This is a genomic window from Methylobacterium sp. ME121 (assembly GCF_000974725.1).
GTDB lineage: Bacteria > Pseudomonadota > Alphaproteobacteria > Rhizobiales > Beijerinckiaceae > Methylobacterium > Methylobacterium radiotolerans.
The window spans coordinates 80,986-94,031 of record NZ_BBUX01000008.1 but is presented as its reverse complement, the minus strand read 5'-3'; the positions used below and the strand labels follow the sequence as shown (position 1 = coordinate 94,031).

16 protein-coding genes are annotated in these 13,046 nt (G+C 71.9%); 5 read left to right on the top strand and 11 right to left on the bottom strand.

The features are described 5' to 3' along the window. Positions 1–2 precede the first annotated feature (2 nt). The 5 genes from ME121_RS08505 to ME121_RS08485 form a co-directional block, all read right to left on the bottom strand. A complete protein-coding gene (locus ME121_RS08505) occupies positions 3–578 on the bottom strand; it encodes an NUDIX domain-containing protein (RefSeq protein WP_012322279.1) in 576 nt (191 codons plus the stop codon). Positions 579–616: 38 nt separating this feature from the next. Further along, entirely contained in the window at positions 617–886 is a 270-nt protein-coding gene (locus tag ME121_RS08500) for a sulfurtransferase TusA family protein (protein WP_012322278.1), read from the bottom strand. Between the two features lie 79 nt (positions 887–965). Next, positions 966–1,313: a hypothetical protein gene (locus ME121_RS08495; RefSeq protein ID WP_012322277.1), complete on the bottom strand. Its 348-nt coding sequence runs from the start codon at positions 1,311–1,313 to the stop codon at positions 966–968. A 98-nt stretch (positions 1,314–1,411) separates the two neighbouring features. Further along, positions 1,412–2,779 carry a glutamate--cysteine ligase gene (locus tag ME121_RS08490; RefSeq protein ID WP_059408670.1) on the bottom strand — a complete coding sequence of 456 codons (1,368 nt, stop codon included), beginning with the start codon at positions 2,777–2,779 and terminating at the stop codon, positions 1,412–1,414. A gap of 293 nt (positions 2,780–3,072) precedes the next feature. Beyond that, a complete protein-coding gene (locus ME121_RS08485) occupies positions 3,073–3,825 on the bottom strand; it encodes a 16S rRNA (uracil(1498)-N(3))-methyltransferase (RefSeq protein WP_024828116.1) in 753 nt (250 codons plus the stop codon). Between the two features lie 220 nt (positions 3,826–4,045). On the opposite strand from ME121_RS08485, the gene ME121_RS08480 reads away from it, so the two are divergent. Continuing rightward, positions 4,046–4,525: a hypothetical protein gene (locus tag ME121_RS08480; protein ID WP_012322274.1), complete on the top strand. Its 480-nt coding sequence runs from the start codon at positions 4,046–4,048 to the stop codon at positions 4,523–4,525. A gap of 87 nt (positions 4,526–4,612) precedes the next feature. Continuing rightward, the gene (gene ubiA, locus ME121_RS08475; RefSeq protein ID WP_012322273.1) at positions 4,613–5,560 is read left to right on the top strand and encodes a 4-hydroxybenzoate octaprenyltransferase; all 948 of its coding nucleotides are present in this window, start codon (positions 4,613–4,615) and stop codon (positions 5,558–5,560) included. Between the two features lie 15 nt (positions 5,561–5,575). Here ubiA and ME121_RS08470 read toward each other — a convergent pair whose 3' ends face one another. Next, positions 5,576–6,031, bottom strand: coding sequence for a DUF6101 family protein (locus ME121_RS08470; protein WP_012322272.1), 456 nt, complete (start codon positions 6,029–6,031; stop codon positions 5,576–5,578). Between the two features lie 421 nt (positions 6,032–6,452). Between ME121_RS08470 and ME121_RS08465 the strand changes: the two genes are divergently transcribed. After that, positions 6,453–7,268, top strand: a complete 816-nt coding sequence (locus ME121_RS08465; protein WP_012322271.1) for an inositol monophosphatase family protein — start codon at positions 6,453–6,455, stop codon at positions 7,266–7,268. Positions 7,269–7,312: 44 nt separating this feature from the next. On the opposite strand, the gene ME121_RS08460 is transcribed toward ME121_RS08465, so the two are convergent. Continuing rightward, positions 7,313–7,549: a hypothetical protein gene (locus ME121_RS08460; protein WP_024828118.1), complete on the bottom strand. Its 237-nt coding sequence runs from the start codon at positions 7,547–7,549 to the stop codon at positions 7,313–7,315. 216 nt (positions 7,550–7,765) lie between these two features. Beyond that, positions 7,766–7,975: a cold-shock protein gene (locus ME121_RS08455; protein ID WP_012322269.1), complete on the bottom strand. Its 210-nt coding sequence runs from the start codon at positions 7,973–7,975 to the stop codon at positions 7,766–7,768. A gap of 317 nt (positions 7,976–8,292) precedes the next feature. Here ME121_RS08455 and ME121_RS08450 point away from each other — a divergent pair, with 317 nt between their 5' ends. Beyond that, entirely contained in the window at positions 8,293–8,682 is a 390-nt protein-coding gene (locus ME121_RS08450; protein ID WP_012322268.1) for a hypothetical protein, read from the top strand. Positions 8,683–8,718: 36 nt separating this feature from the next. Here the strand turns inward: ME121_RS08450 and ME121_RS08445 are convergent, their stop codons facing one another. Next, positions 8,719–8,922, bottom strand: a complete 204-nt coding sequence (locus ME121_RS08445; RefSeq protein WP_012322267.1) for a hypothetical protein — start codon at positions 8,920–8,922, stop codon at positions 8,719–8,721. A gap of 165 nt (positions 8,923–9,087) precedes the next feature. Here ME121_RS08445 and ME121_RS08440 point away from each other — a divergent pair, with 165 nt between their 5' ends. Further along, a complete protein-coding gene (locus ME121_RS08440) occupies positions 9,088–9,666 on the top strand; it encodes a type 1 glutamine amidotransferase domain-containing protein (protein ID WP_059408669.1) in 579 nt (192 codons plus the stop codon). 34 nt (positions 9,667–9,700) lie between these two features. On the opposite strand, the gene ME121_RS08435 is transcribed toward ME121_RS08440, so the two are convergent. Together ME121_RS08435 and ME121_RS08430 are read right to left on the bottom strand one after the other, a co-directional pair. After that, positions 9,701–11,356 (bottom strand): calcineurin-like phosphoesterase C-terminal domain-containing protein, encoded by a 1,656-nt coding sequence (locus tag ME121_RS08435; RefSeq protein WP_059408668.1) that lies wholly within the window; start codon positions 11,354–11,356, stop codon positions 9,701–9,703. Positions 11,357–11,569: 213 nt separating this feature from the next. Further along, positions 11,570–12,868: a L,D-transpeptidase family protein gene (locus tag ME121_RS08430; RefSeq protein WP_053621198.1), complete on the bottom strand. Its 1,299-nt coding sequence runs from the start codon at positions 12,866–12,868 to the stop codon at positions 11,570–11,572. Positions 12,869–13,046 lie beyond the last annotated feature (178 nt).

The following is a 13,046-nucleotide window of genomic DNA, read 5'->3' as shown; positions in this document are numbered from 1 at the left end:
CCTCAGCGCCGCTCCGCGAACAGGTCCGGCCGCCGCAATTGCAGCGCGAAGAGCAGCGTCAGCGACTTCATGTCGGTGATCGCCCCGCGGCGGCCCATGGCGGCCAGTTCCGGCAGCGGGATCTCGTGGACGGCGACGGCCTCGCCCTCCGCGGCGAGACCGCCGCCGGTGCCGGTCCGGTCGGCCTCGCCGTAGGCGGCGAGGAACAGATCCATGCGCTCCGTGGAGATCCCCGGCATCGACCAGGCGCTGGCGACGAAGTCGAGGGCGCTCAGGCGCAGGCCCGTCTCCTCCATCGCCTCGCGCCGCGCCTCGTCCTCGGACGCGCCCTCGTCGAGGAGCCCGGCCGGCACCTCGATGTGGCTCGGCGGCCCGCCCGAGTAGAGGACCGGCGCCCGGAACTGCGAGACGAGCGTGGCGACCCGACGGTCCGGATCGTAGGGGAGCACCGCGACCGCCCGGCCGTGATCCTCCATCTCCCGCGTGATGCGGCTTCCGTCCTCCTGCATCACCTCGGCGACGAGGTAGCGCGCCCAACCGTCATGTACGAGGCGCACGCCCCCGATCCGCGGTGCCATTCCGATCTCACCTCGCTCCTGGAAGCCCGACGGATCGTTCAGGAATGCGGCGGCCTTGCGGACACGGTGATGCGGAAGCGCAGGCGCACCGCGGGCGGCCCTCCGAGCCGCTCGGCGGCGTCGAGGCGGGCGCCCTCCTCGCGCACGAGGTTCGGGATGTCGAGGGCGGCCAGCGGGTCGGTGCAGGTCACCACCAGCGTCTGGCCGGCAGCGAGGCCGCGCAGCGCCTTGCGGGTGCGCAGAACCGGAAGCGGACATTTCAGGCCGCTCAGGTCGAGGTCGACGCAGTCCGGATCCTCGTCCCGCACACCGGAAGCTCCCGAACCGGCGCGGATGCCGGCCCCGGCGCGTCATAGGCACCGCCGCGCCCCGGCGCCAGCGGCGCCCTCACCACACGTGATAGCCGAAGGCGGGTCCGGAATAGCTGTCCGGCGCCGTCCAGACGTAGCGGGGGCCGTTGTAGCCGTACTCGAAGCCGCGGCTCGGGACGGGCGCGTAGGCGTAGCCGTAGCCGAACGGCGCGGGATAGCCGTACTCGCCGTAATAGCTGTACTCCGGCCGCCCCCGCGCGGCCACGGTGCCGGTGACGCGGCCACCGGCTCCGGTGTGCCAGCGACCCGGTGTCGGCGCCGGACCTGAGCCCTGGAACGGCGCCAGGTCGGCGGCCTGCCCCGTACCGGAGCTCGCCGGCACGGATGCCAGCCCGGCGAGGATGGCGGCGATGATGCGGGTCATGATGCGTCCTCTCCCCGAGCGCGGCGCCCTTTCGGAACATTCCATTAGCACGTTCCAAGGCCGATTCGCGCGGGCCACGAGCGCCGCTCAGGCGGTCGCTAGAAGACGCACTCGGTGAAGGCCGGACGCACGCAGGCGCCCCAGCGTCCCTCGTAGTCGGCGAGGAGATCCTCGGCCCGGGTGCGCCCGGCCGCGACGATGGCCTCGAGCGGCTGCAGGTAGATCACCTCGTCCCGACCCTCGGCGTCGCGGCGGCCCCGCGCCCGGAGGCCCGCCCGGGCGATCGCCAGGGCCTCGGCGGCGACGGCCCCGAGCGTGGTGTTGGCCACCGGGGTCGCGAGCCCCAGGCGCGGCGCCGTGGCCCGCGCGGCCTCGCGGTTGGCGGGGCTCCACCCCTTCACGAGGTCGAGGGCCGCGTCCAGGGCCGACTCGTCGTAGAGGAGCCCCGCCCAGAAGGCCGCCTGGGCGGCGATCATGCCGGGATCGCCGACATCGGCGCCGCGCATCTCGAGGAAGCGCTTGAGCCGCACCTCCGGGAAGGCCGTGGAGGCGTGGTTGGCCCAGTCCGAGACCGTGGCGAACTCGCCGGGCAGTTGCGGGAGCTTGCCGGCCATCAGGTCGCGGAACGAGGCGCCCGACACGTCGTGGTAGGTGTCGCCCCGCTTGACGAAGTACATCGGCATGTCGAGCAGCCAGTCGACATAGGCCTCGTAACCGAAGCCCGCGTCGAAGGCGAAGGGCAGCATTCCGGTGCGGTTGGCATCCGTGTCGCGCCAGATCTCGGACCGGCGCGACAGGAAGCCGTTCGGCCGGCCGTCGGTGAAGGGCGAGTTGGCGAAGAGCGCGGTCGCGACCGGCTGCAGCGCCAGGGACGCGCGCATCTTGCGCACCATGTCGGCCTCGGAGGCGAAATCGAGATTCACCTGCACGGTGGCGGTGCGCAGCATCATGTCGAGGCCGAGGGACCCGACCTTGGGCATGTAGCCGGCCATGATCCGGTAGCGGCTCTTGGGCATGACCGGGGTCTCGTCGCGCCGCCATCGCGGGCTCATGCCCAGCGTCAGGAAGCCGATGCCGAGGGGATCGGCGACCCGCTTCGTGGCGGCGAGGTGCGTGGCGAGCTCCGCCGCCGTGGCGTGCACGTCGGGGAGCGCCGCGCCGGACAGCTCGAACTGGCCGCCGGGCTCGATCGAGATCGCGCCGCCCGCCTCCGCCGACAGGCCGATGATGTTGCCGAGATCGAGGATCGGCTCCCAGCCGGTCTCGCGGGCGAGCCCCTCCAGGAGCGCCCGGATGCCGCGGTCGCCCTCGTAGGGAACCGGCGTCCGGGTCTCGCGGTAGAACGGGATCTTCTCGTGCTCGGTGCCGATCGCGAAGCGCGCGCGCGGCTTCTCGCCCGCCGCGAACCATTCGATCAGTTCGGCGCGCGTGGTGAGCGGCGTGGTGTCGTTGCTGTCGCGCGCCATGCGCTGCCTGCCCGTGCGTCTGACCTGTGCCTGGGAACGGGCGCGCCGGACTGCTCCGGCGGATCCACCCGGTACGAACCCGCTCTCGCGAGCGGGATCCGGGCGGACACCCGCCCCCGACCCCGATGAGCACGCGGCGCAGGCGGCGTCCGATCCGGGACATAATCGAGCCGCCGTGAACCCACAACGCGGCGGTCTCCACCGGCGCGCCGCTTCACGTCCGATCCAGCGAAACAATCGCCCGGCGCGATCCTACCATGTGCGCGGGCACACATGGAAGGATCGGCCCGCCGTCAGCGCGCGTCGCCGAGCACCGCCTGCACCAGGGTCAGCACGGCGACGGCGGCGGTGTCGGCCCGCAGGATGCGCGGCCCGAGGGAGAGCGCCACGGTGTTCGGCCGAGCCCGGATCAGCGCCCGCTCCTCCTCCGAGAAGCCGCCCTCGGGGCCGACCAGCACGGCGAGCGGGGGCGGCGCCAGCGGGTCGCCGGCCGCCCGCAGGGCCGCGACGGGGTCGCGCACGGGCGCGTCCTCGTCGCAGAACACGAGGAGCCGCCCGGGCGCGAGGCCCGCGAGCGCGGCCGGGAGGCGCTCGGGCTCGGGACATTCGGGAATCGCCAGGATCCCGCACTGCTCGGCGGCCTCGACGGCGTTGGCTCGCAGCCGGTCGATGTTGACGCGGTCGCCCTGCGTGAACCGGGTGATGACCGGACGGATCGTCCCGGCCCCCATCTCCACCGCCTTCTGCGCGAGGTAGTCGAGCCGCGCGCTCTTCAGCGGGGCGAACAGGTAGTGCAGGTCGGCGCGCTCGGTCTGCGGGCGCGTCTGCGCGGCGACGTGGAGGTCGGCGCCCTTGCGCCCGGTCTGGACCAGGTGCGCGCGCCACTCGCCGTGGCGGCCGTTGAACACCAGGACCGGATCGTCCGGCCCGCGGCGCAGCACGTTGAGCAGGTAGTTGGCCTGGGCTCGGTCGAGGGGCAGAATCACCCCCGCGGCGAGATCGGCCGCGACGTGGAGGCGCGGAGCGGTGAAGTCGTAGGCCGGCATGGCGGCGTGGTCGCGCGGGTCGGCGGGCCTGTCAACGCGGGATGCGTTCCCGAAAGTGTTGCCGAATGGTTACGAGCCCCGGTTTTCCGCAGCCAGTCCACCGGCTCATGGCGCAGCCGGTTTGCCGCTCGATTGACGCCACAATCCTATGGCGAACCCAAGGGAACGGAAGAGAGCCGGCCGCTCGCGGAGTCGGCAGGGGCGTCGAGGGAGTCGCGGAATGGCGAAGGGGAGTCTGAAGCTGGGGGCGGCGGTGCTGGTCGGCACCGTCCTGTTCGGCACCGGCGCGTTCGCGCAGAGCGCGGCGCCGGAATGCGGCGCCATCCAGAAGACCCTGGCCGAGCGCAAGGCCCTGGTCGGCCGCGCCAACGCGGCGTCGCAGTCCAAGAAGAAGATGACCCCGCAGGAGGCCTGCGCCCTGTTCGGGAAGCTCCAGGCCAACGGCGCCGAGGGCATCAAGTGGATCGCCGCCAACAAGGAATGGTGCTCGATCCCCGATTCCTTCGCCGAGGGCTTCAAGGCCGACCACATGAAGGTCAGCGGCATCCGCACCAAGATCTGCAGCGTCGCCGCCCAGGCGACCAAGATGGAGGCGCAGGCCCGCGCCCAGGCTCAGGCCCAGGCCGGCGGCGGCGGCGGCGGGCTGCTCGGCGGTCCGGGCTTGACCGGAAGCTTCAAGCTGCCGCAGGGCGCTCTCTGAGATCGTCTGAGAGGATCACGGATCCGGCGCGGGTCCCCCTCTGCAGCGGCGGGGATTTCACGTGCGGGACGACCGGAGATCCGACCGATGAACGGCACGGTGTTTGACGACGGGCGGCCGGCCGATGCCGTCTCCGGGCACTGGGTCGACCGGCGGGCGCCCCGACCCTGGCGCCCGTATCTGCGCCTGGCCCGGATCGACAGGCCGATCGGCTGGTGGCTCCTCCTCCTCCCCTGCTGGTGGTCGGCCGCCCTGGCGGCGATCGCCGCGGACCAGGCCTTTCCCGATCCCTGGCACTGCCTCCTGTTCCTGATCGGCGCGGTCGCGATGCGCGGGGCGGGCTCGACCTACAACGACATCGCCGACCGCGACCTCGACGCGCAGGTCGAGCGCACGCGCCTGCGCCCCCTGCCCTCCGGGCAGGTGCGGCCGCGCCACGCGGCCCTGTTCCTGGTGATCCAGGCCCTGATCGGGCTCGCCGTCCTGCTGCAGTTCAATGCGGAGGCGGTGGTCATCGGCCTGTGCTCGCTGCTGCCGGTGGCGATCTACCCGTTCATGAAACGGGTCATGCCGATGCCGCAGGCCATCTTGGGCCTGGCCTTCGCCTGGGGCGCGCTGATGGGCTGGGCCGCGGTGTTCGCCCGCCTCGACCCGCCGGCGCTCCTGCTCTACGCGGGCGCCCTGTGCTGGGTGATCGGCTACGACACGATCTACGCGGTGCAGGATATCGAGGACGACGAGATCGCGGGGATCCGCTCCTCGGCCCGCCTGTTCGGCCGGCACGTGCGGCTCGCCGTCGGGCTGTGCTACGCGCTGGCGGCGCTGTTCGTAGTGCTGGCGGCGCGCGGGGCCGGAGCGGGGCCCGTCGGGTATCTGGGGATCGCCGCCTTCGCCGGGCATCTCGCCTGGCAGGTCCTGTCGCTGCGCGAGCGCGACGGGCGCGGGGCTCTGACGCTGTTCCGGTCGAACCGGGATGCGGGCCTGATCCTGTTCGTCGGCCTCACCGCCGACGCGCTGCTGCGCAACCTGGCCTAGGCGCGGGCGGCGCCCTCAGGTGCGGGCGATGATCTCGTTCTCGCCGCGGAAGATCTGCGGGCGCGCCGGCAGCCGGCCGGTCTTGCGGCGGGCCAGGAAGCGCGGGCGCCGGCGGCCGAGGCCGGCATGGCGGCGGCGGATGCGGACCTGACCGAGAATCAGCCGGCCGATCTGCTGGGAGACCGGGACGAGGAGGCCGTCCTCGCGGACGATCATCCGCACGAGTCCCGCCCGCGCCGCGATGTCGCGCCACACGGCGACGACGTCGTCCTCCTCGAAGCTGCCGAGGCGCTGCAGCACGTCCCCTTCGGCATCGACCAGGATCAGGCTGAACCGGTCGGCACCCACGATCTCCGCGTCCTCGGCGGCGTAGGCGAGCGCGATCCCGGCGGCCCGGCGCGCCCCGGAGACGCGGCCGACGACCGGAAGCGGCGAAGCGACGAAGCGGGGCGCGGTGTCGGCACCGTGCATCGGGTGTCCTGCGTGGCTTTTGTCCGTGGCCGGGGAAGTGTTCATCGGTCCGAGTCCCTGGAGCAAGTGGCGGCCGCTGTCGGGCCGTCCGTTATGCCAAGCAAAATCGCACCCGAACTCCTCCGCACCGCTTAAGAGCCGTCGTTAAGCGAATCTGGACAGCGCTGTCATTTGCGGAATGCTCAATGCTTCCTTGAATGCTCAACATTTCCTTGCGCAGATCGGTCGTTATCGATCGATCAACCAGCATCCTTGTGGCGCTGCGGGAGGCGCCGTACAACGGGGTGACCGGGCGCGCGATCCTCCGCGCCGGGTCTTCACAGCCCGAGCGGGTGAGCCCAGGCGGGCCCGGACGTCCGCGTCGCCGGACGGGCGGGACGGCGAGGCCCTCGCGGGCCGCACGGATTCCACGCGGAGCGCGATGCCCGAGCCTCTCACCGACGATGCCGTATCCGCCCTGATGCCGGAACTGCGCGCCGTGATGCGCGAGGCCGCCGACATCGCCCGGCCCTTCTTCAGGCTCGGCGGTCAGACCTCGGCCCGGATCTGGTCGAAGTCCGGCGGCTCGCCGGTCACCGAGGCGGACGTCGCGGTCGACGCCTTCCTGAAGGTGCGCCTGAGCGCCCTCGTGCCGCGGGCGGCGTGGCTGTCGGAGGAGACTGCCGACGACCCGGCCCGCCTCGGCCACGACCTCGTCTGGATCGTCGATCCGATCGACGGGACGCGGGCCTTCCTGTCGGGCCATCCGGACTGGTCGATAGCGGTGGCGCTCCTGTCGCGCGGCGAGCCGCTGATCGGCTTCGTCCACGCGCCGGTGGGCGACGCGGATTACGAGGCCGTGCGCGGGCGCGGCGCGACGCGGAACGGCGAACCGATCCGCGTCGATCCCAGGCAGAGCCTGCCGGGCGCCCGCATCACCGGCCCGAAGCCGATGCTCGACCGTCTGGCCCGGGGCGCCGGAGAAGACCCGGACTTCGAGGTGGTCGCGCGGATCCCGTCCCTCGCCCTGCGGCTCGCCCGCGTGGCGGACGGCACGGTCGATATCGGGATGATCTCCGGCAATGCCCGCGACTGGGACTTGGCCGCCGCCGACCTGGTTCTCCGCGAGGCGGGCGGCGTGGTCTGCGATTTCTCCGGCGCGGCGACCCCGTACAATCGCGCCGACCCAGTGCACGGCGAGCTGCTCGCCGCGCCGGTGGGTCTGCGCGACCCGGTCCTCGCCGCCTGGGAGCGCTGAGGCCGAGGCCTCGGACGACTCCTGAGGAAGGAGCCGCGGACGGCTCAGGCCGCCGCGGTCTCGCGGATCCTCACCGCGGCGGGCGCGAGCCCGAGACGCTCGGCGAGATGCCAGTGCAGCTCACGCGGGGAGTGGTAGTTGTAGGACCGGTCGATCAGGTCGCTGAGATCGGCCCCGGTCTGATCCGCGGTCTTGGCCCGCGCCAGCTTGCCCACCCGGAAGGTCGGGGCATCGGTGACGGGGGAACGGACGCCGCGGCGCCGTGTGTACTCGAATAACATCAATGTCTTTTCTTCTCTGGACCGGACGTTGGCTGCGTCCGGCGTCGTTTCTGGGATATTGCCTCCGACGCGACCGGAATCCGGGCAGTCTCGCCCGGGAAGGCAGCGTCGGAAGGGGGAACCGCGTCAGGCGGCCGCTTCATGCGTCCCCACGACCTTCGGTTGCGCGCGCTGGCGCACCGAGAGCCGCGGGAGGCGCTTCAGAACCCGCGACGGTCAGGCCGCCTGCAGGTTGCCGGCGGCGTCCTTGCCGCTGCGCTTGTCCGTGAGGATCTCGTAAGCGATCCGCTGGCCTTCGATCAGGTTGCGCATCCCGGCGCGCTCGACGGCCGAGATGTGGACGAACACGTCCTTGCCGCCATCGTCGGGCTGGATGAAACCGTAGCCCTTGGTCTCATTGAACCACTTCACAGTGCCGGTATTCACGTAGTGTACCTCGTTCGTCCATAGGCCATCCGCGCGGCGCGAGGGCCGCGTGATGCACCACGGTCTTTCTGGATTTGGCCAGTGCGGCGGGGCGCGAGTCGCTGAACCTTAAACAGCGTCAGCCTCGGTGGATGAGCCCCCCGAGGACGTATTTAGGCGCAGGCTGCGGCCGCAACAAGGCATGGACGGCGTATCATCTGCGCCGCAGGCCGGGATCGGGAGGCGACCGTGCGGCGCCGCCCCCTGTGATTCCGGGCATTCACGATGCATATACGGAATGCGCTCAAGCAGTTAAGGCGCGTGGCTCTGGACGATACATGGCAGGCATCTCGGTCTCGCTGGACGGTGCGAACATCCAGCTCTCCTTCCAGAAGGACGATCAGGCGACGGCGGTGGTGATGGATGCCCGCGCCGCCCGGGCGCTGGTGCGCGCCGTCGGGCAACTCCTCACGGCGATCGACGATACGGACGAGCCCGACATGGCCGACGAGATGGGCGACGAGGAGGTCGCCATGCTCGACGTGACGTCGTCCGCCATCGAGATCGGCACCGACGACGAGGGCCAGGCGGTGGTCGCCCTGCAGGCCGGCGCTCTTCCGCCGTTCCAGCTCCGCCTCACGGACGAAGAGGCCCGCCACGTCGTGACGAGCCTCTCCGAGATCCTCAACGCTCCGCGCGACGTGCGGACCTCGCACGGCGGCCACTGACGGCCGGGCGCGCCGCCGTCCGTTGCGCGGACACAGTCACATGCGCGTGCCGGGGTCCGTCGGCGTGCCGGGGAAGATGTCCGGCTCTGAGCCCGGACCACCGGGTTCTCCGATGCCCGGGTCGTTGACCGGGTAGGGCGTGCGCGGGCCGGTCGGGCCGATATCGGGCTCCTCTTCGGGCGTCGGCGGGGGCGGCGGCAGGTCGCCGGGCGTGGGCTCGGGAAGGCCGGGATTGGCCATGACGCGACTCCTGATGGTTGGGATGCGGACCAACGGGCCGCCCTCGCGGGGGTTCCGATCGCCGGACCGGCTTCCGCTCCCGGAGCGGTCGGGCGGCCGAGGGCCGCGGGAACGGGCGGGACGACCCTCCGTTAGCCCGGCTGATCCCCGAACCGGAGACCCGCCATGCCCGACATCCGCCAAGCCAAGATCCTGATCCTCGCCACCGACGGTTTCGAGGAGAGCGAGCTGACCGTGCCGCAGGCGAAGCTGGCCCAGGCCGGCGCCACCGTGACCGTCGCCGCCCCGCAGTCGCGCCAGAGCAAGGGCACGATCCGCGGCTGGGACAAGACCGACTGGGGCCAGGAGGTCACCGTCGATGCCGACCTGGAGCAGGTCGACCCGGCGTCCTACGATGCCCTCGTCCTTCCGGGCGGCCAGATCAACCCGGACAAGCTCCGGCTCGAGCCGCAGGCACTCGCCGTGATCAAGAGCTTCCTGACGTCCGGCAAGGTCGTGGCCGCGATCTGCCACGCCCCCTGGCTGCTCATCGAGACCGGCGCGGCCAAGGGCCGCGACCTGACCTCGTTCAGCTCGATCCGGACTGACGTGATCAATGCCGGCGGCCGCTGGCACGACAAGGACGTCGTGACCGATCACGGCATCGTCACGAGCCGCAACCCGGGCGACCTCGACGCCTTCTGCGCGAAGATCGTCGAGGAGATCCAGGAGGGCGGCCACGGCGCCCGCCAGCTGGCGGCGTGACCCGGGCGGGCGCCGCCGCTCGCGGCGCCCGGCCTCAGCCGCGGCCGCGCTCGCCGGTGACCTCCAGCACCGCGCAGCCGCGGATCGGACGGCCGTACTCGTCCGCGCCCTCCACGGTGACCCGGTGGGCGCCCGGGGCGAGGTCGTCCGGAAGCCGCGCCGTCCAGATATGGGTCGAGGGCATCGCCTTCACCCAGCTCTTCTTGGTCTCGGGGTAGCGCTCGTAGAGTTCGGTGACGAACGGGTCGAGGCGGCGGGTGCGCGCCATCGGCCGGGGCGGCGCGTCCCCGACCCGGAACGCGAGCTGCGTGCGCGGGCCGCCGTCGAACACGTTGACCACCAGGGTGGTGTCGGCGAGCGCGTCCTGCGGCACCGGCGGCCGCAGCCCCTGCACGGGCCGGGTCCAGCGCACCACCTCGGGCGCGCCGGCCCGCAGCTCGCTCTCGAACAGGATCCGCATGGTCTCGTCCGGCTGACCCTGCGCGGCGACGTAGCGCGACGTGTAGGCGGTGCCGCGGATCGACAGGACGTGGAACCCGTTCGGCGTGCCGTCGCGGCTGTCGGCTGAGGGGATGCCGGTCCGGGTGTCGGGGCCGCTCCACCACGAGCCCGAGACGGCCGTCAGCACGTGGTGATGGTGCCCGTCGGCGAGGTAGTGGTGCTCGGTCGTGTGGGTGTGGCCGGCGAGGCTCAGGACCTTGCGGCCTGCGAGCAGCTCGAGGAGCGCGGCGCGGTCGGCGGTGGTGGTGCGGGGATCGTCCGGCGCCGTGTCGGTGTGCAGCGGGATGTGCATGGCCAGCACGATCAGGTCGTCCCGCGGGATCTCGGCCAGGAGGTTGCGCAGGAAGGCCAGACCGCGCTCGCCGATCCGGCCCCGGTAGGTGTTGGCGCCCACCGGCACCGGCGGCCCGAGCCACTCGACGTTGTCGAGCATCACGAACCACGCCCGGCCGTGACGGAACGCGTAGGTCGGCGCGCCGAACACCCGCTTCCAGGTCTCGCGGCTGTAGCGCGCATCCGGCGCCTGCATGTTGAGGTCGTGGTTGCCCGGCAGGTTGTACCAGGGCAGGCCGATCCGCCCGACGATCCGGTTGGACCGGCCGTAGAGCGAGAGATCGTCGAACAGCACGTCGCCGGTGGTCAGGCCGAAGGCCGCCGGGATCGCCATGGCGCGGGCGACCGCGGTGTCCCGCACGTGGTCCAGCTCGAACCGGCTCTCGGGCTGGGGATCGGTGAACAGCACGACGTCGAAGTCGTCCGGCTCGTCCGCGCGGGTCAGGGTGAAGTCGATCGAGGCCGGGAGCGGCCCGGTGGGCGCGAGCCCGCGATAGCGCAGGCCGAGCGCGGCGGGCGTGCCCCCGGGCTGGTGGATGTAGGAGTGGCGCGGCACGTTGTCGGCGTCGCGCGGCAGGGCGTAGCCCGGCGGCTTGATGACGAAGACCGCGCCGTCGCCCGGCATCGGCAGGCGGTAGCGGCCCCGCTCGTCGGTCCGCGCGATCTCGCGACCGTTGGACACCAGCACGCCCGGCAGCGGGACCGGCTCCCCGCCGGCCGCGTCGCGCGCGGAGACGATCCCGGTGGCCTCCGCGGCGTCCTGCGCGCCGGCCCGGCCGGCCACGAGGCCCAGGGCGGCGGCTCCCGCCACGGTGCTCCGGCGGGTCAGGCCTCCGGGTTGGGTGTCGCGCGACATGGACGGCTCCTGCACGGCTTCGCGGCGCCTCGCGGGCGGTCGGCCGGCGACCGGCTCCGGGACTCGGCCCCCGCGGCCAATCAGACGCGTTTGACCTCCGGATGACAGAGGCGGCCCCGAACGCGCGAGGCCCGCGCCTCGGCAGAGGTGCGGGCCTCGGATCGGGTTCGACGGACGGGCGTCGCCGGGGGCGGCCGGCGCCCGCGGATCCGACTACTCCTCGTCGCCGGGCTCGAAGGTCTGCGGCATCGGCTCGGCGCTGGCGACCGGGGTCGGCGCGCCGATCGTCGAGGGCACGTTCACGCCGTCGCGCTTGTAGATGTCGTCGCGGAACTGGACGATGCCGTCCGGGGTCGACCAGGCGGTGATGTAGGTCCAGTAGACCGGCACGGGCTGGGCGATGTTGGCGTCGATGCGCTTGCCGCTCTCGATCGCCTCCTCGACCTTCTGGCGGTCCCAGCCGGGCGTGTCCTTCAACAGCCACGTGATGTACTCGCGCACGTTCTGCACGCGCACGCAGCCCGAGGAGATGAAGCGGAAATCGTCGCCGAACACGCCCTTGGTGTTCGTGTCGTGCATGAACACGCCGTAGGGGTTCGGGATGTTGATGCGGACGATGCCCATCGAGTTGAAGTCGGCGCCCGAATCCTGCCGGTAGGTGTAGCGGGTACCCTCGTCCGAGAACCAGTTCACGGACTTCGGCGAGATCTCGGAGCCGTTCGACAGGATCCGGATCTTGTTGTCCGTGAGGTAGTTCGGATCCTTCTGCATCTTCGGGATCAGGTCCTTCTTCACGATCGAAGCCGGGACCGTCCAGGTCGGGTTGAAATTGATCTGCGTCGCCTTGGTGTTCATGATCGGCGACTGGCGGTCGATCTTGCCCACGCCGGCGGCGTGGAGCGTGACGACCTGACCGTTCTCGACCGTCTCGACGAGCGCGGCCGGGATGTTGGTGATCACGAAGCGCCGGCCGAGATCGCCCGAGTAGGAGCGCAGGCGCACGACGTTGATCTCGAGCTGGCGCAGGCGGACATCGGCCGGCACGTTCATGGCCTGCTGGGTGGCCATCGTCATGGCGCCGGTCTGGCTGAGGCCGTGCCGGGCCTGGAACCGCTTCACGCCCGCGGCGACGTAGGAATCGTAGACGCCCGAGCTGCCGGCGGCCGGGTCGAGGTCGCCGGTGACGATCAGGCGCTGGCGGATGGCCGCCACGGCCGGGCCGCGCGAGCCGATCCGCAGGTGGTCGGCGCCGGAGACCTGCCGCCAGCCGCCGCGGGCGACGATATCCTTGTAGCGCTCCACCATCTGCTCGGTGGATGCCACGGTCTGGGGCGAGAGGATCGGCACCGTCTCGCGCTGCACCTGCATGCCGGCGGGCGAGGCGTAGTCCTGCGCCCATTCGGCCTGGGCGTAGTTGCCCTGGTCGCGGGCTTCGGCGGCGCCCATGCCGAGCGCGCCGAGGGCGGCGACGCTCAGGATCGTGGTGAACCGGTTTTGTGCCTTCTTGCGCATCGGTCGCTGGCTCTGGTCCGGGGTTCGTCAGGTCGTGACGGGAGCGGATTGTCTCGGGCGCCACGGTGTCGGGATGGCGTTAAGACTCCCTATCGAAGGGGCCGGAATGTGGCGTCGCCGTGCGCCAGCGCACGCCGCGTCCCCGTGCGGCACCCTGGCAACAGCCATCGTCGCGCCG